The organism is Roseateles saccharophilus, assembly GCF_004342485.1.
Lineage (GTDB): Bacteria > Pseudomonadota > Gammaproteobacteria > Burkholderiales > Burkholderiaceae_C > Pelomonas > Pelomonas saccharophila.
In genome coordinates, this window is sequence record NZ_SMBU01000006.1 from 34,642 (window position 1) to 59,497 (window position 24,856).

Genomic DNA, 24,856 nt, shown 5'->3' on the forward strand with positions numbered 1-24,856 from the left:
CGCCATGAGCGCTGCCATGCCAAGCCAGCCCCCTTCGAACCCGGCCGCGCCGCTGCCGTCGATCTGCATCGTCGGCACCGCCGAGGCGCTGCAGCGCGCGCGCGCCGATCTTGCCGTGCTGGCCGACGCCCGCGTGGAGCTGCTCACCTGGTGCCTGGACGCCGAGTTCGGCGAACCACCGCCCGCGGCGGACTGGGCCGATGCTCTCGTCGTGCTCAATGCCGACGCCTGGGCCGCGCCCAGCGGCTGCGCACGGTTGCAGGCGCTGCTGAAGATGGCCTGGCGCTGCGGCCGCACGGTAGCCCTGTGCGGCGAAGCGCTCAGCTCACTGCAGGTGCTGGGCTTCGCGCCCGACGTGCCGGCGGAGGCCGAAGGCCTCTTCCTTTGCCCCGACGGCCCCTGCGCCGCCACATTGCGCGAGTTTCTGGACGCGGTCTACGATCAGCCGCGCCGCAGGCGCTGAACGGCGGCGGCCGCGCCCGTGTTGCGCGGCCGGGGCGGTTCTTCGCAGCGCAGCGGCGGCAGTGCCTCGCCGGGGTCGACGAAGGCCAGCAGCGCGGCGGGTGGCGCCAACACGCCGAGCGCCGCCGCTGCAGCGGCGCGCCCGCCCAGGGCCCGGCCTTCCAGCGTGACGCTCGGCGCGGCCAGCCGGCCCTGCACATGCAGCGGCGTGCGCAGCGTCAGCGGCGAGAAGTCCTTGGGCCGGGTGACGATGCGCAGGTCCAGGCTCTCGTCGGCGAGGCTGACGCGGCCGCCCAGCTCGATGCGGCTGTCGCTGCTGTCCAGCACGGCCGAGCGCGGCCTGAGCACGCCGCTGCGGAAGCGGCCGTCCAACAGCGCGCAGTCCAGCGGCAGGTTGCTGTCGCCGCGCAGCCACATGCCCAGGCCCTCGACGAGGTCCAGGCCCGCGGCCTCGGTCAGCAGATGCGACAGGCTGCCGTGCTCCAGGCGCAGGCGCAGCGGGCCGTCCAGGCTGCCGAGCAGTTCGGCGGTGCTACGGCCGTGGCCCTGCACGTCCAGCGCGGCGCGCAGGCGGCCGGTCAGCGGCTGGCGGCTGAGGCCCTTGAGCTGGGGCCGGAGCCACTGCTCCACGGCCAGGCCGTGGACGTCGGCGCGCGCCTGCCATTGCGGCGGGCTGGCGCGCGTATCCAGCCTTGCCGTGCCGGCCACCTCGCCGCCCGCGACGCCGGCGCTGAAGTTGTCCAGGCTCAGCACGCCGGCCTCGAGCAGCAGGCTGGCGTTGACTGGCGCGAGCGGCGCCAGGCTGGCGTTGCCGAGGTCGACTCGGCTCAGCGCGATGGTGACGCGTGCATCCATCGCGCCCAGCGCCGGCAGGTCCAGCGGCCTGTCGGGCAGCACGCGGCCGGGCCGGCTTGGCGGGGTGTCGGTGCCGATGGCCGGCCCGAGGTCGGCCAGGCGCAGCGGCCCGCCGTGCAGCAGGCCGCTGAGCAGCGGGCGCGCGGGGCGGGTCGTGTCGAAGGCGAAGTCGCCGGCCAGCCGGCTGCCGCCAATGCGGGCGCGCACCTCGTCGAGCCGCCAGTGGCCAGCGGCATGCCGCAGCCAGCCGTCCAGCGCGAGGGGCGGCGTGTGCGGCAGCGTCAGGCCGAAGGGCCGGCCGACAGCGGCGAGCGAGCGGCCCTGCACGTGCAGGGCGCCGTCCAGCGCGCGTGCATCCAGCAGCGACGTGGCCGTACCGGCGAAGGAGATCCGACCGTCGCTCTGACTCAGCTCGGCCACGAGGCGCACCGGCGGCAGGCCGGCCTGCGGCGGCGACAGCAGGGCCAGGCCGGCGCTGGCCTCGGCCTTCAGCGCGAGCTGCTGGCCGCGCAGCCGGCCCTGCAGCGTGGCGCTCCAGCGGCCGTCGTCGGCGGTCTCGAAGCGGGTGTCGCCGAGCAGTTGCAGCGGCATGTCGTCCAGATGCGCCGTGCCGGCGCGGATGACGAGGTGGTCGATCCGCGGCAGCGGCGCGGGCCTGTCCTGCGGGCCGCCGGCCTGCAGCGGCCAGGGGCTGCGGCCGGCGGCGTCGCGCCGCCAGTCCAGTGTGAGGGCGGCGGCCTGCACCAGGCGCAGCCGCAGGGGCGCGCCATGGCGCCAGGCCTCGATGTCGCGCCACTGCCAGGCCAGCGTGACGCCGCCGGCGTCCGCCAGGGTCTGGCCGTCGGCGGCGACGAGGCGCAGCCGCGGCGCCTCCAGCCGCGGGCGCCATAGCAGGTGCAGCCTGGCCCCCGCGTCCAATTGCAGGCCGAGGTCGGCGCGCTGCGCGAGCCTGGGCGCCAGGCCCGGCCAGCCGGCCAGGTCCAGGCTCACGGCGGCGAGTGCCGGCAGCAGCAGCAGCGCGCCGATGGCGACGGCGGACTTCGCATGCTTCATGTCGCCATGCTGGGCGCGCGCGGGCGGGGCCGGCGTGGGACGGCCGCGGCCGCGCCTGTAGGACGGGGCCGGCGGGCTGGCGTTGTCGGCCTGGTCCGACAGGCGATCGGCGCCTGGGCCGAACACGGCCACCGCCGGCAGCGCCCAAATTGAAGCCATGGCCTCTGGCCCCACTGTTGAAAGGATGCCCGATGAAACCGCTGACTCCCCCGATCCGATGGCCCCTGCTCGCCGTGCTGGTGCTGGCCTTGTCCGCCTGCGGCAGGCAGGACGACGACGATGAGCTGGGGGCCGCCACACGCCAGGACGCCACGGCTGCCGAGCGCGCGCAGGCCTCTGCCGACACGGCGATCACCGCCCGTGTCCGCACGGCCCTGGCCGCGGACGAGCAGCTGCGCGCGACGCAGATCACCGTCGACACCCGCAACGGCCAGGTCACGATGACCGGCGTGGTTCCGGATGCGCAGTCGCGTGAACGCGCGACGACCCTGGCCTCCGCCGTCGATGGCGTGAAGCTGATCAACAACCAGGTCGCGATCGGCCGGAGCGGTTGAGCCTGGCTTCGCCGGAAGAGAAAGGCGTCCCTCGCGGGCGCCTTTTTTCTGAGTGATATCCCGACCGTGCGGTCGGTATATCGCCGATACCATCAGGCGCCCTCCACCCCGCGCCGCCCATGGATCTCACGATTGCCGCCATCCTCGGCCTCGACGGCCTGACCAACGGGGCCATCTATGCCCTCGTGGCCCTGGCCCTGGTCCTCGTCTTCTCGGTCACCCGCGTCATCTTCATCCCGCAGGGCGAGTTCGTCGCCTTCGGCGCGCTGACGCTGGCCGCGCTGCAGCTGGGCAAGGTGCCGGGCACCGTGTGGCTGCTGCTGATGATGGCCGTGGCGGCGGGGCTGCTGGACCTGGCCCAGGGCCTGCGCGAGCGCTGGCCCGCCGCGCGCCTCGTGCGCCGGCTGCTGGCCACGCTGGGCTTTCCGCTGGCGGTCTCGGGCGTCACGCACTGGCTGGCGCCGCAGCAGCCCGCGCTGCTCGTGCAGGTGGCGCTGACGCTTGGCCTCGTCACCGCGATGGGCCCGCTACTCTACCGCCTGGCCTATCGCGCGCTGTCGGGGGCCAGCGTGCTGACGCTGCTCATCGTGTCGGTCGGCGTGCACTTCGCGCTGACCGGCGTGGGCCTGGTGTTCTTCGGCGCCGAGGGCTATCGCACGCCGGCCTTCTGGGACGCGCGCTTCGACATCGGCCCGCTGAGCCTCACCGGGCAGACGCTGATCATCTTCGGCGCCTCGGTGGCGCTGCTCCTCGGCATGGCCCTGTTCTTCGAGCGCACGCTGATGGGCAAGGCGCTGCGCGCCACGTCGGTCAACCGCACCGGCGCGCGGCTGATGGGCATCTCGGGCGACGCGGCCGGCTCGCTCACCTTCACGCTGGCGGCCTTCATCGGCGCGCTGTCGGGCCTGCTGATCTCGCCGTCCACCACCATCTACTACGACACCGGCTTCCTGATCGGCCTGAAGGGCTTCGTCGCCGCGGTGTTCGGCGGCCTGGCCAGCTTCCCGATGGCGCTCGGCGGCGCGATCGGCGTGGGCCTGATCGAGAGCTTCGGCTCCTTCTATGCCAGCGCGTTCAAGGAGGTCATCGTGTTCACGGTCATCCTCCCCGTGTTGTTGTGGCGGTCCTTCGTCGACCCGCACCACGAGGAGCACTGATCGCCATGAAGCGCTCCCATCTCGCGGCCGCCGCCGCCGTCCTGCTGCTCGCCCTGCCTTTCGCGCCGGTGCCGGACTTCTGGATCACGCAGCTCAACTACATCGGCCTGTTCTCCCTCGTAGTGCTCGGCCTCGTGCTGCTGACCGGCGTGGGCGGCCTAACCTCCTTCGGCCAGGCCGCCTTCGCCGGCGTGGGCGCCTATGCGACGGCCTATCTGACGACGGTGCTGGGCCTGTCGCCCTGGCTGGGCCTGGTCGCCGGGCTGGGCATCACCCTCGTGCTGGCCCTCGTAATCGGCGCGCTGACGCTGCGCATGTCGGGCCACTACCTGCCGCTGGCCACCATCTGCTGGTGCCTGGCGCTTTACTACCTCGTTGGCAACCTGGACGCCCTTGGCAAGTACGACGGCCTGCTCGGCCTGCCGGCGGTGACGCTGGGCGACTTCAGCTTCCAGAGCGAGCGCCGCATCTATCTGCTGATCTGGCTGGCCGCGCTGCTGGCGGCCCTGGGCGTGACGCGGCTGCTGGACTCGCGGCCGGGCCGCATCATGCGCGCGCTCAACACCAACCGCGGCGGCGGCTCCACCATGCCCGAGGCGATGGGCGCGTCCACCTTCCGCTACAAGTTGGTGATGTTCGTCGTCGCGGCGCTGCTGGCGTCCGTCTCGGGCTGGCTCTACGCCCACATGCAGCGCAGCGTCAACCCCTCGCCCTTCGGCATCAAGTTCGGCATCGAATACCTGTTCATGGCCGTGCTGGGCGGCATTGGCACCGTGGGTGGCGCCTTCGCCGGCGCGGCTCTCGTGAAGCTGGCCGAGGACCAGCTGCAGGCCTGGCTGCCGGTCATCTTCGGCGGCTCGGGCAACTACGAGATCATCGTGTTCGGCGTCGTGCTGGTGCTGGTGCTGCGTTTCGCGCCCGATGGGCTGTGGCCGTTGATCGCGCGCTGGCTGCCGGCACGCGGCAGGCGGGCGGTGGACGAGAACGCGCCACGCCTGAGCGCGCGCAGCCACCCCGAGGGTGGCGCCGCGCTGCTGGATGTGCGCAGGATCCGCAAGCAGTTCGGCGGGCTGGTGGCCGTCAACGACATCAGCTTTGCCATCCGTGCCGGCGACATCGTCGGCCTCATCGGCCCCAACGGTGCCGGCAAGAGCACGACCTTCAACCTCGTCTCCGGCGTGCTGCCGCTGACCGCCGGTGAGGTCAAGCTGCTGGGCCAGCGCGTGGACGGCCGCGGCAGCCGCGACATCGCGCGCGCCGGCCTCTCCCGCACCTTCCAGCATGTGAAGCTGGTGCCCGACATGACGGTGCTGGAGAACGTCGCCTTAGGCTGCTACCTGCGGACCCGCAGCGGCACCGCGGCCGCGATGCTGGGCCTGGACCGCGCCGAGGAAATGCAAGCCCGCGCCGAGGCCCTGCGCCAGCTGCGCCGCATCGGCCTGGCTGGGCAGGCCCACGAGCTGGCCGGCAACCTGGCGCTGGGCCCGCAGCGCCTCGTCGAGATCGCCCGCGCACTGGCCAGCGACCCCTCGCTGCTGCTGCTGGACGAGCCCGCCGCCGGCCTGCGCCACAAGGAGAAGGAGGCCCTCGCCGAGGTGCTGAAGCAGCTCAAGGCCGAGGGCCTGTCGCTGCTGCTCGTCGAGCACGACATGGACTTCGTCATGAAGCTGACCGACCGCATCGTCGTCATGGAGTTCGGTCGCCACCTGATGGAAGGCACGCCGGCCGAAGTGCAGGCCAGCCCCGCCGTGCGCGCGGCCTACCTGGGGGCGGACGAGTGAGCGCGCTGCTGGAAGTTGTCGACCTGCATGCCGGCTATGGCCGTGCGGAGGTGTTGCAAGGCCTGAGCTTCGCGGCGCCGGAGAAGAGCGTCGTCACCGTCATCGGCCCCAACGGCGCGGGCAAGTCGACGCTGCTGGGCGCGCTGATGGGCTTGATCCCGTCGCGCAGCGCCACGCTGCGCTTTGCCGGCGAGGACATCGCCAGGCTGACGCTCGAAGAACGCGTCATGGCGGGCCTGGCCCTGGTGCCCGAGAAGCGCGAGCTGTTCGGAGCTATGAGCGTCGAGGACAACCTGCTGCTCGGCGGCTGGCGGCCCAAGAAGCTCGGCGATGGCCGCTGGCGCGATGGCCTGGAGAGCGTCTACGCGCGCTTCCCGCGGCTGAAGGAGCGCCGCGCCCAGGCGGCCGGCACTTTGTCCGGCGGCGAACGCCAGATGCTGGCGCTGGGTCGTGCATTGATGGGACAGCCCAAGCTCTTGATGCTGGACGAACCCAGCCTCGGCCTGGCGCCGCTGATCGTGCGCGAGATTTTTTCCATCGTCGAAGACCTGCGCGCCACCGGCGTCAGCATCCTGCTCGTCGAGCAGAACGCCCGCGCCGCGCTGCGCGTGGCCGACCACGGGCATGTGCTGGAGACGGGGGAGTTCGGACTCAGCGGGCCGGCGGATCAGCTGGCGGCGGACCCGCGGGTCATCGAGACGTATCTGGGGGCGGGACGCAAGGACTGAGCAGTGGCAGCCGTTCTCCGGGCTCAGCAAGCCGACATCACGAAACTCTCGGTCGACGTGATCGTCAATGCCGCCAATTCATCGCTGCTGGGCGGTGGTGGCGTGGACGGAGCGATTCACCGCGCCGCGGGGCCCGACCTTGTGCATGAATGCCGCCTTTTGGGTGGCTGCAAGACTGGCGAGGCCAAGCTCACGCGAGGTTATCGCCTGCCCGCTCGTCATATCGTCCACACCGTTGGCCCGGTGTGGCGGGGAGGCGCGCATGGCGAGGCTGAATTGCTGGCCGCCTGCTATCGGAACAGCCTGAGGCTGGCCGCCGCCAAGCAGGCGAGCACCGTGGCATTTCCGAGCATCAGCACGGGCATCTACGGCTTCCCCATCGAGCAGGCCGCGCGCGTGGCTGTCGAGACGGTGCGCGTGGAACTTGCTGTCCACGCCAGCATTCAGGAGGTTGTGTTCTGCTGCTTCTCTGCTGAGGACCTGCGCGTCTACGAGGCGGCACTCACTGCACCGTGAACTCCTGTCCGCCGCCAACGACGACCTCGTCCACTCCTTGGCCGACTTGGGCCAAGGCTGATCCTCAGCCGACGTCGCGCATCCAGACCAGCAACTTGTTGTTGGCCGGCATGTCCAGGCGCTCGCGCAGCCGCAGGCCGGCGGCTGCGGCCTGTTCGGCGACATCGCTCAGCCGGCGCAGGCCCCAGGCGGCGTTGCGTGCGCGCAGGTCGGCGTCGAAGGCGAGATTGCTCGGCGCCGTCGGCTCGCCGTCCACGATGTAGGGGCCGTAGGTGATGAGCAGGCCCTGCGGCGCCAGATGCCGCGCGGCGCCCTGTATCAGCCCCGTCGTGCAGGCCCAGGGCGCGATGTGGATCATGTTGGCGCAGTAGATCGCGTCGACCTGGGCCGGAACCGAGGGCCAGGCGGCGTCGAGCACGTCCAGGGCGATCGGCGGCCGCACGCGCTCCAGGCCCTCGCACCAGGCCGAGATGGACGGCAGCGCCGCCGCGTCGAAATCGCTGGGCAGCCACCGCCAACCGGGCAGGCCGGCGCTGCAGAAGGCCGCGTGCTGGCCCGTGCCGCTGGCGATCTCCAGCAGCAGGCCTGTGGATGGCAGGATGCGCTGCAGGGCCGCCAGGATGGGCGGCCCGTTGCGCTCCGCGGCGGGGCTGTGGCGGCGGGGATCGGACATGGCCGGAGATTGTGGTCCCTAGGGCCGAGCGCCGGACCGTTCCCAAGCCGGCCCGCGCCGGCGATGTGCTTGCGGCTCGATGCCGCAAGCATCGCCGTCCCCTCGGGGACCGCCCAGGCTTGCCTACGTTCAGCTGGGCAAGTCTGGGCGAGGGGCTCCGTCGCTTCATGCCAGCCGCCCCGCCTGGAAATCGCGCACGGCCTGCACCAGTTCGGCCTCGGTGTTCATCACGAAGGGGCCGTACTGCGCGATGGGCTCGCCCAGGGGCTTGCCGGCGATCAGCAGGGCCTTGGTCACCGTGTCGCCGGACTGCAGGCGCACGCCGTCGCTGCCCGGCGTGTTGGCGAGGATGGCCATGCGGCCGGTCGGCACGAGGCAGCCGCTCTCGAACTTCAGCCCGCCCTCGTAGACATAGACGAAGGCGTTGAACTCGGGCGGCAGTGCCTGCTCGAAGTGGGCGCCGGGCGCGAACTGCAGGTCCAGGTAGAGGGGCTCGGTGGCGTCACGCTGCACGGCGCCGGCCACGCCATGGCTCGCGCCGGCGATGACGCGCGCCTTGACGCCGTCGCGCTCGAACTCGGGCACCTCGGCGCCGGCGATGTCGCGGTACCAGGGCTCGCGCATCTTGTCCCTGGCAGGCAGGTTGAGCCAGAGCTGGAAGCCGGCCATGCGGCCCTCGTTCTGTTCCGGCGTCTCGCTGTGGATGACGCCGCGGCCGGCCGTCATCCACTGCACGCCGCCGTCCGAGATCAGGCCTTCATGCCCGGCCGAGTCGCGGTGGCGCATGCGGCCGGCGAGCATGTAGGTGATGGTCTCGAAGCCGCGGTGCGGGTGGTCGGGGAAGCCGGCGATGTAGTCGTCCGGGTTGTCCGTGCCGAAGGCGTCCAGCATCAGGAAGGGGTCCAGCCGGCGCTGCAGGTTCTGCGTCAGCACGCGGTTGAGCTTGACGCCGGCACCGTCGCTGGTCGGCTGGCCGGCGACGAGGCGCTCGACCTCGCGCGGTTGGGTCAAAAGGGACGAAACGACGGTGCTCATGGCGATTTCCTCAGGCGGTCAGCAGTTCGGAGATTTGCGCGCGGGCGGCGCTCAGGCCGCGGTCGGCCGCTTCGGGGCCCATGTTCAGGCCTTCCGCGTAGATGAACTCCACGTCGGTCATGCCCAGGAAGGCCAGCACCGTGCGCAGATAGGACACGACCTGGTCGCGCGGCTGGTCGCGGTGGATGCCGCCGCGGCTGCTGACGACATAGACCTTCTTGCCGGTGACGAGGCCGACGGGGCCGCTCTCGCCATACTTGAAGGTCACGCCGGCGCGGGCGATCGCGTCGATCCAGTTCTTCAGCTGGGCGCTGATGCTGAAGTTGATCATCGGTGCGCCGATGACGATGGCGTCGGCCGCGAACAGCTCGGCGATGAGCTGGTCGTTCAGTGCGACGCGTTCGGTCTGCTCGGGCGTGCGGGCATCGACGGGGGTGAACAGCGCGCCCAGGCCGGCTTCGTCGAGCACGGGCAGGGGGTTGACGGCGAAGTCGCGCACGGTGAGCGTGGCGGCGGGGTTGGCGGCGCGCAGGCCGGCGCTCAGTTCGTTGGCCAGGCGGGTGGACACCGAGCCCTGGTCGTCTTGCAGGCGGCGGGCGCTGGAGTTGATTTGCAGGATGTTCATCTGGGGTTCCTGGGAGGGGCGGTTGCGATGGACTGAACTCTAGGAGTCGCCAATCCATGTTGGAAGCCGTCGATTTGCATAAGATTGTTCCGTCATTGGATCAATAAGGCCGAATCATGGAGTCTGACGCCGACGACCTGCTGCTGTTCGCCCGCGTGATGGAGGCCGGCAGCTTCAGCCGCGCCGCCGAGCGCGTGCGCTGGCCCAAGAGCACGGTGTCGCGGCGCATCGCGGCGCTGGAGGCGCGGCTGGGCGAGAAGCTGCTGCAGCGCACGACGCGCAAGCTCGCGCTGACCGACTTCGGCGCCGGCGTGCTGGAGCATGCGCGTGCCGTGGCTGCCGAAGTGGATGGCGCGCTGGCCCTGGCCCTGCACCGCCAGCAAAAGCCCAGTGGGCGCTTGCGCATCAGCATGCCGGCCGACTTCGCGCAGAACGTGGCCGCGGGCATGCTGGCCGAGTTCGCGATCCAGTACCCCGAGGTGCTGCTGGAGCTGGACCTGACGCCACGGCGCGTGGACATCGTCGGCGAGGGCTTCGACCTCGCCATCCGCATGGGCGATCTGCCCGAGGACAGCCAGCTCGCCGCGCGACGCCTGGCGACGACGCAGTGGGCGCTGTATGCGGCGCCGGCCTATCTGGCGCGCGTCGGCGAGCCCTTGCTGCCGCAGGCGCTGGAGGCCATGCACGGCCTGATGCTGCTGAGCCGCAGCGGTGAGCCGCTGCCCTGGCGGCTGAGCCGCGAGGGCGGCGAGCCTGTCTTGGTGCGGCCCGTGCAGCGCACGCTGGCCAATGCGCCCAGCCTGCTGGCCCAACTGGCCGAGGCCGGCGTGGGCATTGCCGGCATCGACCGCCTGCTGGTCAGCGACGCGCTGCGCCTGGGGCGGCTGCAGCGCCTGATGCCGGACTGGCATCTGCCCGGCTCGATCGCCTGGGCCGTGTTCCCGGAGCGGCGGCTGATGCCGCTGCGCACCCGGGTGTTCCTGGAGGCGATGGCGGCCTTGCTGGACAGCTGCCCGACGCCGGGCTGAGGCACGCCCGGGGCGGGCGCGCTCAGCCCTCGTCGCTGTTGAAGCTGATCTCGACCGCGGCGTCGCGCGGCTTGGGGATCGGGGCGAAGCGCCATTGCCGCACCGCGTCGATGGCCGCGCTACCCAGCCGGGCATGGCTGGCCTTGAGGACATGCACCTCGCCGACCTTGCCGTCGGGCTGGACCGTGAACTGCACCTGGGCGAAGCCGGTGCGGAAGCTCTGCGTCAGCAGCTGGCGCGGGATGATCGGGGCCACCTTGGACAGCAGCTGCAGCGGCACCTCCTCCTCGACGGGAGCGGGCGGCGGCTCGACGGCCTTGGCCGCGGCGGCCAGTGGCGCGGCCGGCGCGGGCGTGGGTGGGGCGGAGGCGAGCAGCACCTGCGGCGCCTCGGGCTCGGTGGCAGCTGGGGCGGGAGCGGGGGTCTGGGCGACGGCGGGTTCGGGTGCCGGGCTGGGGGTGGCGGCGATCTGTGGGGCGGCCGGGGCTGGCGCAGGCGTCGGCGCCGGCCGGGGGGCTGCAGCGACGGGTGGCGCTGCCGCCTGCTTGCGCGCGACGGGTGCCGGCGCGGGCGCAGGGGCCGGCGTCTGGCGGTTGGCGCCCTTGTCGGCGTTGATCTTGATCCACTGGAAGACAGCGTCGGCCGCCTTCTGGGCGCGCTCCAGGCTGCCGTCGGCCTTGGGCGGGTCGGTGGCCTGGGCGCCGGCCGCCTGGCTCAGGCTCAGCAGGGCGCTCGCGAGGGCGGGCAGGGCAAGCGCCAATCTTGTGCGGCGCTGGGGTCCGAGTGTCATGACTGCTCCACGGAGACGGGGCCGGCGTGTCGGTGTCCACGCGGCGGCCGAACTCTAGTCAAGCCCGGGGCAGGGTGACAGCGGGGTTTGCCCCGCCGGATGCGCGATTTAGAGCGCTCTGCTGGCAAACATCACGTTTGGCCGAGCAGCACGCGGCAGCGCTTCTCGTGCTGCTGGATTTCCGCCAGCGTGACCTCGATGTCGTGGCGCTGCTGCTCCAGCTGCCCGCGGTGCTGGGCCAGGATGGCGAGGAAGGCGCGCAGCTGCGGCGCGGCGCTGGCCTGGCTGTCGTACATGTCGACGAGCTGCTTGATCTCCTGCAGCGCCAGGCCCAGGCGCTTGCCGCGCAGCGTCAGCTTCAGCCGCGTGCGGTCGCGCGGCGTGTAGACGCGGTTGCGGCCCTTGCGGCCGGGCTCCAGCAGGCCCATGTCCTCGTAGAAGCGGATCGCGCGTGGCGTGATGTCGAACTCGGCGGCGAGCTCGGTGATCGTGTAGGTTGGCTGCGGGGCTTCGGTCGCGACGGTGACAGGGCGGCGGGGCGGCATGGCTAAACTGAGTTGACGTAAACGTCAGTCTAAGGCGGCTATGGCCAACCCACGCGAATCCGAACTCCACTATCCCCTGGGCGAAACCCTGCCCCAGCCCGGCGAGGCCCTGGATCTCGCGCCCGGGCTGCGCTGGGTGCGCATGGGCCTGCCCTTTGCGCTGGACCACATCAACCTGTGGCTGCTGCGCGACCGCATCGATGGCCGCGAGGGCTGGACCATCGTCGACTGCGGCATCGCCAGCGACGACACGCGCGCCAACTGGGAGAAAGTCTTCGCCGAGCGCCTGGACGGCCTGCCCGTGCTGCGCGTGATGGCGACGCATTTCCACCCCGACCACCTCGGGCTGGGCCACTGGCTGACGGAGAAGTGGAACTGCCGGCTGTGGATGAGCGCGACCGATTTCAACCTCGCGCGCCTGGCCAGCAGCTCGACGGTGGGCATGGGTGGCGCATCGGCGGCGGCCTTCTTCGGCAGCCACGGGCTGACCGACCCCGAGTCGCTGGACAAGATCCGCGCCCGCGCCGACTACTACCCCAAGATGGTGCCCGCCGTGCCGGCCAGCTACCGCCGCCTGATGGACGGCACGACGGTCGACATCGGCGGGCGCAGCTGGCGCTGCATCGCCGGCTACGGCCACGCGCCCGAGCACATCAGCCTGTTCTGTGAGGAGGCGAAGCTGCTGATCTCCGGCGACATGGTGCTGCCGCGCATCTCGACCAATGTCTCGGTCGTGGACGTCGAGCCCGAGGCCGACCCGCTGACGCTGTATCTGGACTCGCTTGCGCGCTACCTGGAGCTGCCGGCCGACACGCTGGTGCTGCCGTCCCACGGCAAGCCCTTCACCGGCCTGCATGCGCGTGTCGACCAGCTGCGCGAACACCACGACGAGCGCCTGGCCGAGGTCGTGGCCGCCTGCGCCGCCCAGCCCACGCATGCGGCCGGCCTGCTCAACGTGCTGTTCAAGCGCAAGCTCGACCTGCACCAGACCACGTTCGCGATGGGCGAGGCGATCGCCCACCTGAACGCGCTGTGGCTGAAGGGCGAGCTCAGGCGTGAACTGGGCGCCGACGGCGTCTACCGCTTCTCGCTAGCCTGAACAGCGGGGTCAAGCCCGAACGCATCGCGGTCGGGCTTGGGGGGTGCGCCAGGTACGGGCCGACAGGCACGCCGCAGGGTAGTGCGGGTTGGGTCGCGGCGCGACACAACGACCCGGCGAACACCAAAGTGAAACGCCGCCGTGGATGCTCCAGCGGCGGCGTTCCGGCCTTGCGGTGGTACCCCTCACTCCCTGTGTGCGCCGGGTCAAGCCGGCTCGGGTACCTGTGGTGACAGCGTCGGGCGCAGTGTTGCTGAACGTGAATGCACCGGCGTGACGCCCCTGCGGGAATATTCACAAGCAATCCATTGCAGCGGTCCCGGCTGAGCGGCCGACTCACTGCACGACGATGGATTCCTCGCGCAGGGCCTCGCGTGAACGCTCGAAGTCGGGCAGCACGGAGCGCACCGTGTCCCAGAAGGCCGGGCTGTGGTTCATCTCGCGCAGATGGGCCAGTTCATGCGCCACCACGTAGTCGATGATGGCCGGCGCGAAGTGGATCAGGCGCCAGTTCAGCCGGATGCTGCCGTCGGCGCTGGCGCTGCCCCAGCGCGTCTGGGCCGAGGACAGGCGCAGCGACTTCATCGCCACGCCGAGCCGGTCGGCGAAATGCTGGCAGCGCGGCAGGAAATCCTCCCTGGCGCGGGCCTTCAGCCAGGCCTGGGCGAGGTCGCGCACCTGCTCGGCCGCGGCGCCGCTGGGCAGCGGCAGCCGCAGTTCGCGCGAGCTCGTGTCCCAGGTCACCTCGCGCACGAAGGGCGCGACGACCAGGGTCAGCGCCTCGCCGAGAAAGGGCAGTTGGCCGCCGTCCAGCCAGTCGATGCGTGCGGCCTGCATGCGCTGCTGGCGCTCGCGCTGCTCGACAAGCTTGCGCAATATCCATTCGCCCTTGTGGTGCAGAGCCCGCTCGATCTCGTTGATGGGCACCCAGCGCGGCGCGCTGACGCGCAGGCCCTGCGGCCCGACGACGAAGCCGATGGAGCGCCGGCGCGCGCGCTTGAGCTCGTAGCCGATGCGGTGCTGGCCCAGCCACAGCTCGCGCAGCGCCCGCGCCGCGCCGGGGTCGGCAGGCGTGATCTCGGGCGCCACGTCGAACAGCGACAGCTGGCTGTCCTGCAGGAGTGGGGCCGGGCGCTTGGCGGGCATGGAACTCGGCGTCAGTTCGGGGCGGTGTTGCCGGCGACGCTGGCGGGCGCAGAGGAGACGTAGGCCTCGGGGTCGAGGCGGTGCATTTCCGATTCGATCCAGTCCTTGACCTCCTGCATCAGCTCGGTCGGGTGGCGGCCCTCGGGGCGGATCTGACGGCCGATGGAGATGTCGACGACGCCGGGCTTCAGCAGGAAGCTCTTGCGTGGCCAGCAGCGGGCCGCGGTGGCGGCGATGGGCACGACGGGCAGGCCGGCCTCGATGGCCAGGCGGGTGCCGCCGCTCTTGTAGTCGCCCGCCTGGCCGCGCGGGATGCGCGTGCCCTCGGGGAACATGATGACCCAGTTGCCCTGGCCGCCCAGGCGCTTGCCCTGGGTCAGCACCTTGTTCCAGGCCTCGGTGCGGCGGCCGCGGTCGATGTGGATCATGTCCATGCGCGCCATCGCCCAGCCGAAGAAGGGCACATAGAGCAGCTCGCGCTTGAACACATAGGCCAGCGGGTGGCTCAGCAGCGCCGGGTAGGCGAAGGTCTCCCAGGTGCTCTGGTGCTTGGACAGCAGCACGACGCCGGCGCGGCGGTCCGAGGCGGTCGGCAGGTTCTCCATGCCCTGGATGCGCCAGCGCACGCCGCAGATGTAGCGGGCGCTCCAGATCGCGACCTTGAGCCAGCCGGCGCAGGCCCAGTAGACCGGGTCGCCGCGGCGGAAGATGGACAGCAGCAGCACGCCGAGCGCCCAGGGAATGACCGTCACGATCAGCACGATGACGAAGATCAGCGAGCGGATGGCGCTCAGCAAGGTGGACATCAGTTCAGGTCTCCGGCCTGGGTATCGGGAGTCAAGGCTTCGCCGCGCTGCTCGGCAATGCGGCGGCGTTCTTCCTGGATCAGGGTTTCGGCAAAGCTCATCAGGTCGTCGTGCACGCGGGCGCCGGGCACCTGCACCAGCAGCCTGGCCAGTTCCTCGGCGCTGAGGCTGCCGAAGGGGCCGGTCAGCACGAGATGGGGCACGCAGCCGGCGTTCTGGGCCGTCAGCAGGTCGGTCAGCGACGCGCCGACCATGTGCACCGCGGCCAGTTCGACGTCGAAGCGCTCGCCGATCTGCTTGATGAGGCCGGGCAGGGGCTTGCGGCAGTCGCAGCCTTCCTCGGGCGTGTGCGGGCAGAAGAAGGCCGCGTCCAGGCGCCCGCCCTTCTCGGCCAGCAGCTGGTTCAGTCGCAGGTGCACCGCGTTCAGCGAGGCCATGTCGAGCAGGCCGCGGCCGATGCCGGCCTGGTTGGTGGCCAGCACGGTGTGCCAGCCGGCGTGGTTGAGCCGCGCGACGGCCTCCATTGCGTGGGGCAGCGGGTCGAGTTCCTCGGGCGCCTTGACGTGGTCGTCGCGGTAGCGGTTGAGCGTGCCGTCGCGCCCGAGGATGACGAGCTTCATGCCATGAGCGTGTTCGGCGGCGCGCGGCATGGCTCAGGCGGCGAGGCGCGACAGGTCGGCCACGCGGTTCATGGCGGCGTGCAGGCGGCCCAGCAGCGCGAGGCGGTTGGCGCGCAGGGCCGGGTCTTCGGCATTGACCATCACGTCGTCGAAGAAGGCATCGACCGGGCCTTTCAGCGCGGCCAGGGCCTTGAGCGAACCGGTGTAGTCATGCTGCTCGAACAGGCGGTCGGCGGCGGGCTGCACCTCGGCGATCGCCGCGGCGAGGGACTGCTCGGCGGCTTCCTTCAGCAGATCCTGGCTGATGGCCGTCGGCAGCTCGCCCTCGACCTTCTTCAGGATGTTGCCGACGCGCTTGTTCGCGGCGGCCAGCGACGCGGCCTCGGGCAGGGCTGCGAAGGCGCGCACGGCCTCCAGGCGCTTGGGCACGTCGCCCAGGCGCGTGGGCTGAAGCGCCAGCACCGCGTCGACCTCCTGGGCGCTGTAGCCCTGGTCGCGCAGGTTCACGGCCAGGCGGTCGGCGAAGAAGCCCAGCAGCGCCTGGCGCGTGTCCTGCGGGTGGGCGATCAGCTCGCCGAAGGCCGGCAGGGCCGCGTCGATCAACGCGGGCAGATCCAGCGGCAGGTTCTTCTCGACCAGGATGCGGATCACGCCCAGCGCGTGGCGGCGCAGCGCGAACGGGTCCTTGTCGCCGGTGGGCAGCTGGCCGATGCCGAACAGGCCCACCAGGGTCTCCAGCTTGTCGGCCAGCGCGACGACGGTGCCGGTGTGGTTGCGCGGCAGCGCATCGCCGGCGAAGCGCGGCTTGTAGTGGTCCTCGATGGCGATGGCGACGCCGTCGCGCAGGCCCTCGTGGCGGGCGTAGTAGCCGCCCATGATGCCCTGCAACTCGGGGAACTCGCCGACCATGTCGGTCAGCAGGTCGCACTTGGCCAGCAGCGCGGCCTGCCGGACCTTGCTGTCCAGCACCTTGAACTCGTCGTCGGCCTCCACCGTGTAGGGCAGGGTCGCCATGCTGAGCTGGTTGACGATGACGTGCGCGATGGCCTGCACGCGCTCGGTGCGCTCGCCCTGCGAGCCCAGCTTGCCGTGGTAGACGACCTTGGCCAGGCCGGACAGGCGGTCTTCCAGCTTCTTCTTGCGGTCCTGGTCGAAGAAGAACTTGGCGTCGGCCAGGCGCGGGCGCACGACGCGCTCGTTGCCGCCGGTCACGGCGCTGGCATCGGCCGGCGCGATATTGCTGACGACCAGGAAATGGCGCGTCAGTTTGCCGGCGGCGTCCAGCAGCGGGAAGTACTTCTGGTTGGCCTTCATCGTCAGGATGAGGCACTCCTGAGGCACGGCCAGGAACTCGGCCTCGAAGGCGCAGGTCAGCACGTTGGGGCGCTCGACCAGGGCCGTGACCTCGTCCAGCAGGGCCTCGTCGTCAATCGGCGTCAGGCCCAGCGCGTCGGCATTGCGCTTGAGCTGGCGTGCGATCTCGGCGCGGCGCTCGGCAAAACTGGCGATGACGGCGCCTTGCTCGCGCAGCTGCGTTGCATAGCTGTCGGCGGACTCGATGCTGATCGTGGCCTGCGTGGCCTCGAAGCGGTGGCCCTGCGTCGTGCGGCCGGACGCCAGGCCCAGGGCCTGGAGAGCAACGACCTCAGTGCCGTGCAGCGCGACCAGGCCATGTGCCGGGCGCACGAACTTCACGTCAGTCCAGCCGTCGGCCAACTGGTAGCTCATGACCTTGGGGATGGGCAGCCTGGCCAGCGTCTCGTCCAGCGCCTTCTGCAGGCCCTGGGCCAACGTCGCGCCGGGCTGAACGCTGTCCCAGAACAGGGCTTCGGCCTTGCCGTCGGGCTGGCGCTTCAGTTGCGGCACGACCTCGGGGCCGGCGCCGAGCGACGCGAGCTTCTTCAACAGCGCGGGCGTGGGCTGGCCGTCGGCGGTCAGGGCCACGGCGACGGGCATCAGCTTCTGCTGCACGGCCTTGTCGGCGGCCTTGGCCGCGACGCCGGCGACATGCACGCCGAGGCGGCGCGGCGAGGCGAAGGACTGTGCAACGCAGGCATCGCCGGCAAGGCCTTCGAGGCGCAACACGGCGACCAGAACGCGGGCGAAGTCCTCGCCCAGCTTCTTCAGCGCCTTCGGGGGCAGCTCTTCGACAAACAGTTCAACGAGCAGATTCGTTGTCATCACGCGGCCGCCTTCTTGCTGTGCTTCAGTTCGATCTGCGCGATCACGTCGTCCGCCCAGGCCTTGGGCGCCATCGGGAAGCCCAGGCGCGCGCGGCTGTCGAGATAGCTCTGCGCGACGGCGCGCGCCAGGTTGCGGATGCGGCCGATGTAGGCGGCGCGCTCGGTCACGCTGATCGCGCCGCGGGCGTCCAGCAGGTTGAAGCTGTGGCCGGCCTTCAGCAGCTGCTCGTAGGCGGGCAGGGCGAGCTGCTGTTCCATTAGGTGCTTGCTCTGCTTTTCATGTGCGGCGAAGGCGCCGAGCAGGAAGTCCACGTCGCTGTGCTCGAAGTTGTAGGTCGACTGCTCGACCTCGTTCTGGTGGAACACGTCGCCATAGCTCAGACCGTCGGTGTAGACGAGGTCGTAGACCGATTCCTTGCCCTGCAGATACATGGCCAGGCGCTCCAGGCCGTAGGTGATCTCGCCGGTGATGGGCTTGCAGTCGATGCCGCCAACCTGCTGGAAGTAGGTGAACTGGGTCACCTCCATGCCGTTCAGCCACACCTCCCAGCCCAGGCCCCAGCAGCCGAGGGTGGGGTTCTCCCAGTCGTCCTCGACGAAGCGCACGTCGTTCTTCTTCAGGTCGAAGCCCAGGGCCTCCAGCGAGCCGAGATAGAGCTCGAGGATGTTGGCCGGCGCGGGCTTGAGCACCACCTGGTATTGGTAGTAGTGCTGAAGGCGGTTGGGGTTCTCGCCGTAGCGGCCGTCCTTGGGGCGGCGGCTGGGCTGCACATAGGCGGCCTTCCAGGGCTCGGGGCCGAGGGCGCGCAGGAAGGTGGCCGTGTGGCTGGTGCCGGCGCCGACCTCCATGTCATAGGGCTGGAGCAGGGCGCAGCCCTGTTTGGACCAATAGTCCTGAAGCGTCAGGATGATTTGCTGGAAGGTCAGCATGGGGGAGCAGGCAAAAGGGGTGGCCGATTCTATGAGGCGGCCCTGCGCAGCCCCAGCAGCGCCAGCAGCGCGAGGCCCCACAGCGGCCACAGGCCCAGCGCAGCCAGCCAGCGGGCGTAGGGCGTGGTGCCCGTGCGGCCTTCGACTTCGGCCTCCAGCACGCCGCGCACCAGCGGTGGCAGGCGTGCCGTGACGAGGCCGCGGTGGTCGACGACGGCGGTCGCGCCGGTGTTGGTCGAGCGCACGACGGGGCGCTGGAATTCGCGGGCCCGCATCTGCGAGAACTGCAGGTGCTGGTCCTGGATCATCACGGTGCCGAACCAGGCCAGGTTGCTGACGTTGACGAACATCGTCGCCGCCAGCGGCCCCGAGTCAGAAACAGAGCTCTGCACCACGTCCTCGCCGAACAGGTCCTCGTAGCAGATCAGCGGCCGCAGGCGCTGGCCAGCCACGGCCCAGGGGCGCTGGTGGTCGCCGCGGGCCTGGTCGTCCAGCGGGATGTTCATCGCATGCACGAACCAGCCAAAGCCCGGCGGGATGAATTCGCCGAAGGGCAGCAGGTGGTGCTTGCCGTAGTGGTAGTCACTGCCGAGTGCGACCACGGAGTTGATGAAGCCGTCGTGCTCGTTGCCGAGGAAGGTGCCGAGCAGGGCTGGGCGTTCGGGGCGGGACAGGCGCTCCAGCGTCGCCCGGTCCAGCTCGGCCAGCGGCAGCGGTACGACGGATTCGGGCGTGATGACGACCCGACCGCGGGCGGATTCGATGAGTCCGGCCAGGGTCTCCAGGTTGGCGGAGAAGCGCTCGGGGTCGAACTTCTGGTCCTGCGGGATGCTGGGCTGCACCAGGGACACGGCCAGCCTGCCGGTGGAGGTCGTGAATTCCTGCGGCAGCAGCAGGCCGGCGAGCGGAATCAGCAGTGCGGGCACGGCCCAGGCCAGTGTGCCGCGCCTGAGCCAGACCAGGCCTGCGGCGGCCAGCGCGGCCAGCGCGCAGATGCCGTAGACGCCCACCCAGGGCGCCCAGCCGGCCAGCGGGCCGACGCTGTGGGCGTAGCCGGAGGCGATCCACGGGAAGCCGCTGAACCATGTCGCCCGCGCCAGCTCGGCCAGCAGCCAGGCCGGCACGAAGGCCAGTACGCGCCGGCGCCCGGGCGCGATCCAGCGGGCGGCGAGGCCCAGGGCGAGCGCGTAGTAGCCGCTCAGGAAGGCGGCCAGCAGGCCGACCGCGAGCGCGGCGGCGACCCAGGGGATGCCGCCGAACTGATGCATGCTGATGTGCAGCCACCACAGGCCCGAGGCCAGCCAGCCGAAGCCGAACAGCGCGCCGGCCAGCGCCGCGCGCCGCGGCGTGGCCGCCTCGGCGACGGCGAACAGCAGCGCCAGCGCGGCGATCTGCAGCCACCAAGCCCCGGTGGGGGCGAAGGCGGCCGTGTGCAGCAGGCCCGCGACCAGCGCGAGGGCCGCGGCTTTCGCGCCGCTCACGCGGCGGTCTCGTCTGCGGGCGCGCGCGTGACCTTGAACCAGCGCACCGCGCCGCCGCGGGTCAGCATGACGGCGAAGTTCAGGTCGGCGATGCGCACGGTCTCGCCGCGCCTGGGCACGCGGCCGTGCTCGTGGGCCACCAGGCCGCCGATGGTGTCGAAGTCGTTGTCCGGCAGTGCGATGCCGAAACTGCCGTTGACGGCGGCGATGCTGGCATCGCCCGCCACCCGCTGGCTGCCGTCGGCCAGCGTGTAGATGCCGGTGTCGGAGGGCTGTTCGTCGAACTCGTCCTCGATCTCGCCGACGATCTCCTCCAGCACGTCCTCGATGGTGATGAGGCCGGCCGTGTTGCCGAATTCGTCGATGACGATGGCCAGGTGGCTGCGGTTGGCGCGGAAGTCGCGCAGCAGCTCGTTCAGGCCCTTGCTCTCGGGCACGAAGACCGTGGGGCGCAGCAGCGCGCGAAGGTTCAGCTCGGGTGCGCGCTGCATCTTCAGCAGGTCCTTGGCGAGCAGGATGCCGATGATGTTGTCGCGGCCGTCTTCGTAGACGGGAAAGCGCGAGTGGCCGCTGTCGATGACGATGCCCAGCAGCTCGTCGTAGGGCGCGGCGATGTCCAGCAGGTCCATGCGGGGGGCCGCCACCATCGCGTCGCCGGCCGACAGCTCGGCCATGCGCAGCACGCCCTCCAGCATCTGGCGCGATTCGGGCTCGATCAGCTCGCGCTGCTCGGCATCGGCCAGGGTTTCGATCAGTTCGGTCTTGGAGTCGGGGCCGGGGTGTAGAAACTCCAGCATGCGCTCCAGCAGGCTGCGCGCCTCGGGCGGTTGTTTGGCGGCCCCGCGGGCTGGGGGCCGGCCTGAATGCGGTTCGCTCAAGGGGAGCAGTCAGGGTATTGCGGAAGGGACAGAATAGCCGATTGATTTGACAAGACCTTGTCCCGGGGCGCCCAGTCCCCATATCCGCTGCTTTCTCGAAAATCGGTCCCCATCATGTCCAAGCCCCAAGGCCTCATCCCCGCGACCATCCTGACCGGCTTCCTCGGCGCCGGCAAAACCACCCTGCTCAAGCGTGTGCTGACCGAGGCCCACGGCCAGAAGATCGCCGTCATCGAGAACGAGTTCGGCGAGGAGAACATCGACACCGACATCCTCGTGTCCGACACCAACGAGCAGATCATCCAGATGAGCAACGGCTGCGTCTGCTGCACCATCCGCGAGGACCTGCGCACGACGCTGTCCGACCTGGCCGCCAAGCGCCGCAAGGGCGAACTGGACTTCGAGCGCGTCGTCATCGAGACCACCGGCCTGGCCGACCCCGGCCCCGTGGCCCAGACCTTCTTCATGGACGACGAGATCGCCGAGGCCTATCTGCTGGACTCGGTGCTGACGCTGGTGGACGCCAAGCACGCCGACACGCAGCTCGATACCCGCCAGGAAGCGCGCATGCAGGTGGGCTTTGCCGACCAGATCTTCATCAGCAAGAGCGACCTGGTCGAGCCGGCCGCCGTCGAGGCGCTTGTGCACCGCATCAAGCACATGAACCCGCGTGCGCCCATCCAGACCGCCCATTTCGGCGAGGTGGCGCTCAGCAAGGTGTTCGACCTGCGCGGCTTCAACCTGAACGCCAAGCTGGAGATCGACCCCGATTTCCTCAACGCGGATGAGCACGATCATGACCACCACCACCATGATCACGACCATGAGCATGGCGAGCACTGCGACCACCCGCATCACCACCATCACGATGACGACGTGAAGAGCTTCGTGTTCCGCTCGGAGAAGCCCTTCAACCCGGCCAAGCTGGAGGATTTCCTCGGTGCCATCGTGCAGGTCTACGGCCCCAAGATGCTGCGCTACAAGGGCGTGCTGAACATGAAGGGCACCGACAAGAAGGTGATCTTCCAGGGCGTGCATCAGATGATGGGTTCCGATCTCGGCCCGAAATGGATGCCGGGCGAGAAAAAGCAGAGCAAGATGGTGTTCATTGGCATCGATCTACCGAAGGAAGTGCTGATGCAAGGTCTGGAAGGCTGCCTGGTGTGATGTTTTCGGCCCCCGCGAGCCCTGCTTTCGGGGGGCGGCAGACGCATAGATCCGCATGGCTACAATCCGCCGCGCTCAAAATCGGGCTGCCGGTTGAAAAGCAGTGGGATCAAGGTCTGACACCGCACCGATGCACACCCAGAGCGAGGAGATGACTGTGAGCAAGACCCCGGCCCCCAAAACCGCCGCCGCACCCACCAAGGGCGCGAAGACGGCTGCCAAGTCCGAAGCGGACGTGGCGACGCTCGACGCTCCGGCGCCGAGCAACCGCTTTGCCGACCGCTTTGCTCCGCCCAAACCTCCCGTGCGTGGCGCGGCGGTGGCCGACGAGGCACCGCGCGTCGCGGCCAAGGGCGACCCCAAGCTGGTCAATGCCTGGAAGACCAAGTCCGGCGCGGAGCTGACGGACGCCGAAGTTCTGGCCATGCCGGACTCGGAGTACATGAACGCCAAGCAGGTCGAGTTCTTCCGCGCCAAGCTCACCGAGCTGAAGGACGGCGTGCTGTCCAACGCCGGCGAGACGACCGAGCACCTGCGCGAGGACACCACCATCGTCCCCGACCCGGCCGACCGCGCCACCATCGAGGAAGAGCACGCGCTGGAGCTGCGCACCCGCGACCGCGAGCGCAAGCTGCTGAAGAAGATCGTGCAGTCCATCGCGCGCCTGGACAGCGGCGACTACGGCTACTGCGACGAGACCGGCGAACCCATCGGCCTGGGCCGCCTGATCGCCCGCCCGACCGCCACGCTGTCTCTCGAGGCCCAGCAGCGCCGCGAGCTCAAGCAGAAGATGTTCGGCGATTGAAATGGCCCATCCCCTACCGGCTTCGCCGGCCCCCTCAAGGGGGCGCTGCCAGTGGCCCGGCAAAGCCGGTTCCACGGCAGCCGCTGGGTAATACCCCCGCTTAGTCGAAAGAGGGATATTCCAGACATGTCCGAATCCAAGCCCGCAGACCCCAAGGAAGGCGACAGCTTCTTCCGCAAGGTGGCGCGCTTCGTCGCCAACCCGACGACGGACTGGGCGGAGATCAACTCGCGCCAGGACGACCCCGAGGGCGACCTCGCCAAGGCCGAGCTGCGCGCGATGGTCGAGCGCAAGCGCCGCAACGACTTCGTGCGCAAGCGCGAGCTCGACATGCTGCGCCGCATCCGCCGCGAGGGCCTGACGCCCGAGCAGCTCGCCGCGCTGGCCTCGTCGCCGTCGCGGATGGGCGACGACGAGCGCATCAGCGAGCCCAACTCCAAGATCGATCTCGGCGTGAAGGCCAAGATCGACGAGATCGAGCAGCAGATGGTGGGCGAGAGCTTTGCGACGACGCAGGCCGTGCCCAAGCACCAGCCCGGCTTCTTCGAGACCAGCACGCGGCCCGCGGCCTTCGCGCCGACCGTGGCCGTGCCGCCGGGCATGGAGGCGGGCGGGCGCGTCAGCGAGTTCTCCAGCCCCCAGGAGGTCGAGCGCCTGTCGGCGCCGACGCCGCCCGCGGCCGTCACGATGGGCGCGGCCATCCCGCCGCTGTCGGACGCGCCGCCCAGCAGACTGCCCGAGCTGCCGCAGCTGGACATGCCGCTGTCCTTCACGCTGGCGGACTCCACCGCCCCTGTCGAGGTGCAGGAGGTCGTGCACGATCCCGAGCTCGACGAGGCCGTCATCGCCTTCGCCAACGCCGACTACGAGACCAGCGAGCGCGCGCTGACCGAACTCGTGCGCCCGGGCGGCAGCCGCAACCTGCACGGCGAGACCTGGCTGGTGCTGTTCGATCACTACCGTGCCACCGGCGCCCAGGGCAAGTTCGAGGCGCTGGCCGTCGAGTACGCCCAGCAGTTCGGCCTGTCGGCGCCACAGTGGTTCTCGATGCCCAAGCTGGTCGCCGAATCGGCGCGCCAGGCCGGCCGCTCGCCGATGGCCAAGGGCAGCCAGGTCAGCTGGACGGCGCCCGCCACGCTGACCGCCGACGACGTGGCCCTTCTGCAAAAGCGCGCCGAGACCCTGCCCATGCCCTGGGTCTTCGACTGGAATGCGCTGGACGAGGTCGAGATCGACGCCGCCATCCAGATGCGCCAGCTGTTCCGCCAGTGGGCCCAGCAGCAGGTCGACCAGCGCTGGGTCGGCGGCGACCGCTTCCTGAACCAGTTGAAGGAGCTCGCCCCCGTCGGCGAGCGCGACACCGACCCGGCGCTATGGATGCTGCGTCTGGAGGCGCTTCGCCTGGCCAACCGGCCCGACCAGTTCGACGAGGCCGCCATCGACTACTGCGTGACCTACGAGGTCTCGCCGCCGTCCTGGGAGCGCGCGAAGTGCCGCGTGCGCGTCGGCGCCAACGGCAGCTCGACCAACAGCCCCGCGACCAGCTCGATGCAGGCCGATGCGCAGTCGACCTTCCTGGACACCGATGTGCAGGATGCGGCCAACCGGGCCGTCCAGCTCGAGCTGATGGGCCAGCTCAGCGGCGACATCTCGGAGAACCTGCGCGTGATGTCCGGCGAGGTCGGCGAGGCCAGCCTCATCAACATCTCCTGCACCAAGCTGATCCGCCTGGACTTCATGGCGGCGGGCGACCTGCTGAACTGGGTGCTGTCGCGCCGCAGCGAGAACCGCATGGTCGTCTTCACCGACGCCCACCGCCTGGTCGCGCTGTTCTTCGGCGCGATGGGCATCAACGAGCACGCGAAGGTGAAGGTCCGGATCAACTAGCCCAACCCCCTACCGGCTGACGCCGTGCCAAGGCCAGAGGCCTTGGCCTTCG

General features: G+C 70.4%; 24 protein-coding genes. 11 read left to right on the plus strand and 13 right to left on the minus strand.

What is annotated here, in order from left to right; translation table 11 throughout:
* Positions 1–4 precede the first annotated feature (4 nt).
* Positions 5–463, plus strand: a complete 459-nt coding sequence (locus EV671_RS06920; RefSeq protein WP_207911102.1) for a hypothetical protein — start codon at positions 5–7, stop codon at positions 461–463.
* Here the strand turns inward: EV671_RS06920 and EV671_RS06925 are convergent.
* The gene (locus EV671_RS06925) at positions 442–2,529 is read right to left on the minus strand and encodes an AsmA family protein (protein ID WP_132570570.1); all 2,088 of its coding nucleotides are present in this window, start codon (positions 2,527–2,529) and stop codon (positions 442–444) included. The genes EV671_RS06920 and EV671_RS06925 overlap by 22 nt on opposite strands.
* Before the next feature lie 32 nt (positions 2,530–2,561).
* Here EV671_RS06925 and EV671_RS06930 point away from each other — a divergent pair, with 32 nt between their 5' ends.
* The 5 genes from EV671_RS06930 to EV671_RS06950 all read left to right on the plus strand — a co-directional run bounded on the left by EV671_RS06930 (position 2,562) and on the right by EV671_RS06950 (position 7,106).
* The gene (locus EV671_RS06930; RefSeq protein ID WP_132570571.1) at positions 2,562–2,924 is read left to right on the plus strand and encodes a BON domain-containing protein; all 363 of its coding nucleotides are present in this window, start codon (positions 2,562–2,564) and stop codon (positions 2,922–2,924) included.
* A gap of 119 nt (positions 2,925–3,043) precedes the next feature.
* A complete protein-coding gene (locus tag EV671_RS06935) occupies positions 3,044–4,081 on the plus strand; it encodes a branched-chain amino acid ABC transporter permease (protein ID WP_132570572.1) in 1,038 nt (345 codons plus the stop codon).
* A 5-nt stretch (positions 4,082–4,086) separates the two neighbouring features.
* A complete protein-coding gene (locus EV671_RS06940; protein ID WP_132570573.1) occupies positions 4,087–5,862 on the plus strand; it encodes a branched-chain amino acid ABC transporter ATP-binding protein/permease in 1,776 nt (591 codons plus the stop codon).
* Positions 5,859–6,590, plus strand: a complete 732-nt coding sequence (locus EV671_RS06945; protein WP_132570574.1) for an ABC transporter ATP-binding protein — start codon at positions 5,859–5,861, stop codon at positions 6,588–6,590. Before EV671_RS06940 ends, EV671_RS06945 begins: the two co-directional genes overlap by 4 nt.
* 3 nt (positions 6,591–6,593) lie before the next feature.
* Positions 6,594–7,106, plus strand: a complete 513-nt coding sequence (locus EV671_RS06950) for an O-acetyl-ADP-ribose deacetylase (protein ID WP_132570575.1) — start codon at positions 6,594–6,596, stop codon at positions 7,104–7,106.
* A 64-nt stretch (positions 7,107–7,170) separates the two neighbouring features.
* Here EV671_RS06950 and EV671_RS06955 read toward each other — a convergent pair whose 3' ends face one another.
* From EV671_RS06955 to EV671_RS06965, 3 genes are all read right to left on the minus strand, one after another.
* Positions 7,171–7,779, minus strand: coding sequence for a DUF938 domain-containing protein (locus EV671_RS06955; protein WP_132570576.1), 609 nt, complete (start codon positions 7,777–7,779; stop codon positions 7,171–7,173).
* Positions 7,780–7,944: 165 nt separating this feature from the next.
* Positions 7,945–8,814, minus strand: a complete 870-nt coding sequence (locus EV671_RS06960; protein WP_132570577.1) for a pirin family protein — start codon at positions 8,812–8,814, stop codon at positions 7,945–7,947.
* 10 nt (positions 8,815–8,824) lie between these two features.
* Entirely contained in the window at positions 8,825–9,439 is a 615-nt protein-coding gene (locus EV671_RS06965) for an FMN-dependent NADH-azoreductase (protein ID WP_132570578.1), read from the minus strand.
* A gap of 116 nt (positions 9,440–9,555) precedes the next feature.
* Between EV671_RS06965 and EV671_RS06970 the strand changes: the two genes are divergently transcribed.
* A complete protein-coding gene (locus tag EV671_RS06970; protein ID WP_132570579.1) occupies positions 9,556–10,467 on the plus strand; it encodes a LysR family transcriptional regulator in 912 nt (303 codons plus the stop codon).
* A gap of 22 nt (positions 10,468–10,489) precedes the next feature.
* Here the strand turns inward: EV671_RS06970 and EV671_RS06975 are convergent, their stop codons facing one another.
* Together EV671_RS06975 and EV671_RS06980 are read right to left on the minus strand one after the other, a co-directional pair.
* Entirely contained in the window at positions 10,490–11,257 is a 768-nt protein-coding gene (locus EV671_RS06975; RefSeq protein WP_132570580.1) for a TonB family protein, read from the minus strand.
* 131 nt (positions 11,258–11,388) lie between these two features.
* Positions 11,389–11,802: a MerR family transcriptional regulator gene (locus EV671_RS06980; RefSeq protein WP_132570581.1), complete on the minus strand. Its 414-nt coding sequence runs from the start codon at positions 11,800–11,802 to the stop codon at positions 11,389–11,391.
* A gap of 40 nt (positions 11,803–11,842) precedes the next feature.
* On the opposite strand from EV671_RS06980, the gene EV671_RS06985 reads away from it, so the two are divergent.
* Complete coding sequence (locus EV671_RS06985; RefSeq protein ID WP_132570582.1) at positions 11,843–12,901, plus strand: MBL fold metallo-hydrolase; 1,059 nt, start codon at positions 11,843–11,845, stop codon at positions 12,899–12,901.
* A 336-nt stretch (positions 12,902–13,237) separates the two neighbouring features.
* Here the strand turns inward: EV671_RS06985 and EV671_RS06990 are convergent, their stop codons facing one another.
* Genes EV671_RS06990 through EV671_RS07020 form a run of 7 tightly spaced genes read right to left on the minus strand, consistent with a single transcriptional unit; the run spans position 13,238 to position 20,945 of the window.
* Positions 13,238–14,047, minus strand: a complete 810-nt coding sequence (locus tag EV671_RS06990; protein WP_132570583.1) for a M48 family metallopeptidase — start codon at positions 14,045–14,047, stop codon at positions 13,238–13,240.
* A gap of 11 nt (positions 14,048–14,058) precedes the next feature.
* Positions 14,059–14,853 (minus strand): lysophospholipid acyltransferase family protein, encoded by a 795-nt coding sequence (locus EV671_RS06995; RefSeq protein WP_132570584.1) that lies wholly within the window; start codon positions 14,851–14,853, stop codon positions 14,059–14,061.
* The gene (gene gmhB / locus EV671_RS07000) at positions 14,853–15,473 is read right to left on the minus strand and encodes a D-glycero-beta-D-manno-heptose 1,7-bisphosphate 7-phosphatase (RefSeq protein WP_132570585.1); all 621 of its coding nucleotides are present in this window, start codon (positions 15,471–15,473) and stop codon (positions 14,853–14,855) included. The genes EV671_RS06995 and gmhB overlap by 1 nt, the downstream gene beginning before the upstream one ends.
* A 33-nt stretch (positions 15,474–15,506) precedes the next feature.
* On the minus strand, positions 15,507–17,654 hold the full coding sequence (gene glyS / locus EV671_RS07005) for a glycine--tRNA ligase subunit beta (protein ID WP_132570586.1): 2,148 nt from the start codon (positions 17,652–17,654) through the stop codon (positions 15,507–15,509).
* Positions 17,654–18,586: a glycine--tRNA ligase subunit alpha gene (gene glyQ / locus EV671_RS07010; protein ID WP_132570587.1), complete on the minus strand. Its 933-nt coding sequence runs from the start codon at positions 18,584–18,586 to the stop codon at positions 17,654–17,656. The genes glyS and glyQ overlap by 1 nt, the downstream gene beginning before the upstream one ends.
* 29 nt (positions 18,587–18,615) lie before the next feature.
* Positions 18,616–20,067, minus strand: a complete 1,452-nt coding sequence (gene lnt, locus EV671_RS07015) for an apolipoprotein N-acyltransferase (RefSeq protein ID WP_243655617.1) — start codon at positions 20,065–20,067, stop codon at positions 18,616–18,618.
* On the minus strand, positions 20,064–20,945 hold the full coding sequence (locus EV671_RS07020; RefSeq protein WP_132570588.1) for an HlyC/CorC family transporter: 882 nt from the start codon (positions 20,943–20,945) through the stop codon (positions 20,064–20,066). Before EV671_RS07020 ends, lnt begins: the two co-directional genes overlap by 4 nt.
* Before the next feature lie 114 nt (positions 20,946–21,059).
* On the opposite strand from EV671_RS07020, the gene EV671_RS07025 reads away from it, so the two are divergent.
* The 3 genes from EV671_RS07025 to EV671_RS07035 all read left to right on the plus strand — a co-directional run bounded on the left by EV671_RS07025 (position 21,060) and on the right by EV671_RS07035 (position 24,804).
* Complete coding sequence (locus EV671_RS07025; RefSeq protein ID WP_132570589.1) at positions 21,060–22,112, plus strand: CobW family GTP-binding protein; 1,053 nt, start codon at positions 21,060–21,062, stop codon at positions 22,110–22,112.
* A gap of 151 nt (positions 22,113–22,263) precedes the next feature.
* Positions 22,264–22,917 carry an RNA polymerase-binding protein DksA gene (gene dksA, locus EV671_RS07030; RefSeq protein ID WP_415840377.1) on the plus strand — a complete coding sequence of 218 codons (654 nt, stop codon included), beginning with the start codon at positions 22,264–22,266 and terminating at the stop codon, positions 22,915–22,917.
* 126 nt (positions 22,918–23,043) lie between these two features.
* On the plus strand, positions 23,044–24,804 hold the full coding sequence (locus EV671_RS07035; RefSeq protein ID WP_132570590.1) for a hypothetical protein: 1,761 nt from the start codon (positions 23,044–23,046) through the stop codon (positions 24,802–24,804).
* The last annotated feature ends 52 nt before the right edge of the window (positions 24,805–24,856 follow it).

What these genes read in the sequence shown, in the direction of transcription:
- EV671_RS06965 (WP_132570578.1), bottom strand. Translation starts at nt 9,439, where the DNA reads ATGAACATCCTGCAAATCAACTCCAGCGCCCGCCGCCTGCAAGACGAC.
- EV671_RS06980 (WP_132570581.1), bottom strand. Translation starts at nt 11,802, where the DNA reads ATGCCGCCCCGCCGCCCTGTCACCGTCGCGACCGAAGCCCCGCAGCCA.
- EV671_RS06995 (WP_132570584.1), bottom strand. Translation starts at nt 14,853, where the DNA reads ATGTCCACCTTGCTGAGCGCCATCCGCTCGCTGATCTTCGTCATCGTG.
- EV671_RS06970 (WP_132570579.1), top strand. Translation starts at nt 9,556, where the DNA reads ATGGAGTCTGACGCCGACGACCTGCTGCTGTTCGCCCGCGTGATGGAG.
- EV671_RS06925 (WP_132570570.1), bottom strand. Translation starts at nt 2,529, where the DNA reads ATGGCTTCAATTTGGGCGCTGCCGGCGGTGGCCGTGTTCGGCCCAGGC.
- EV671_RS06960 (WP_132570577.1), bottom strand. Translation starts at nt 8,814, where the DNA reads ATGAGCACCGTCGTTTCGTCCCTTTTGACCCAACCGCGCGAGGTCGAG.
- EV671_RS06975 (WP_132570580.1), bottom strand. Translation starts at nt 11,257, where the DNA reads ATGACACTCGGACCCCAGCGCCGCACAAGATTGGCGCTTGCCCTGCCC.
- gmhB (WP_132570585.1), bottom strand. Translation starts at nt 15,473, where the DNA reads ATGAAGCTCGTCATCCTCGGGCGCGACGGCACGCTCAACCGCTACCGC.
- EV671_RS06930 (WP_132570571.1), top strand. Translation starts at nt 2,562, where the DNA reads ATGAAACCGCTGACTCCCCCGATCCGATGGCCCCTGCTCGCCGTGCTG.
- EV671_RS07025 (WP_132570589.1), top strand. Translation starts at nt 21,060, where the DNA reads ATGTCCAAGCCCCAAGGCCTCATCCCCGCGACCATCCTGACCGGCTTC.
- EV671_RS06985 (WP_132570582.1), top strand. Translation starts at nt 11,843, where the DNA reads ATGGCCAACCCACGCGAATCCGAACTCCACTATCCCCTGGGCGAAACC.
- dksA (WP_415840377.1), top strand. Translation starts at nt 22,264, where the DNA reads ATGACTGTGAGCAAGACCCCGGCCCCCAAAACCGCCGCCGCACCCACC.
- glyQ (WP_132570587.1), bottom strand. Translation starts at nt 18,586, where the DNA reads ATGCTGACCTTCCAGCAAATCATCCTGACGCTTCAGGACTATTGGTCC.
- EV671_RS06940 (WP_132570573.1), top strand. Translation starts at nt 4,087, where the DNA reads ATGAAGCGCTCCCATCTCGCGGCCGCCGCCGCCGTCCTGCTGCTCGCC.
- EV671_RS06935 (WP_132570572.1), top strand. Translation starts at nt 3,044, where the DNA reads ATGGATCTCACGATTGCCGCCATCCTCGGCCTCGACGGCCTGACCAAC.
- EV671_RS06955 (WP_132570576.1), bottom strand. Translation starts at nt 7,779, where the DNA reads ATGTCCGATCCCCGCCGCCACAGCCCCGCCGCGGAGCGCAACGGGCCG.
- EV671_RS07035 (WP_132570590.1), top strand. Translation starts at nt 23,044, where the DNA reads ATGTCCGAATCCAAGCCCGCAGACCCCAAGGAAGGCGACAGCTTCTTC.
- glyS (WP_132570586.1), bottom strand. Translation starts at nt 17,654, where the DNA reads ATGACAACGAATCTGCTCGTTGAACTGTTTGTCGAAGAGCTGCCCCCG.
- EV671_RS06920 (WP_207911102.1), top strand. Translation starts at nt 5, where the DNA reads ATGAGCGCTGCCATGCCAAGCCAGCCCCCTTCGAACCCGGCCGCGCCG.
- EV671_RS06990 (WP_132570583.1), bottom strand. Translation starts at nt 14,047, where the DNA reads ATGCCCGCCAAGCGCCCGGCCCCACTCCTGCAGGACAGCCAGCTGTCG.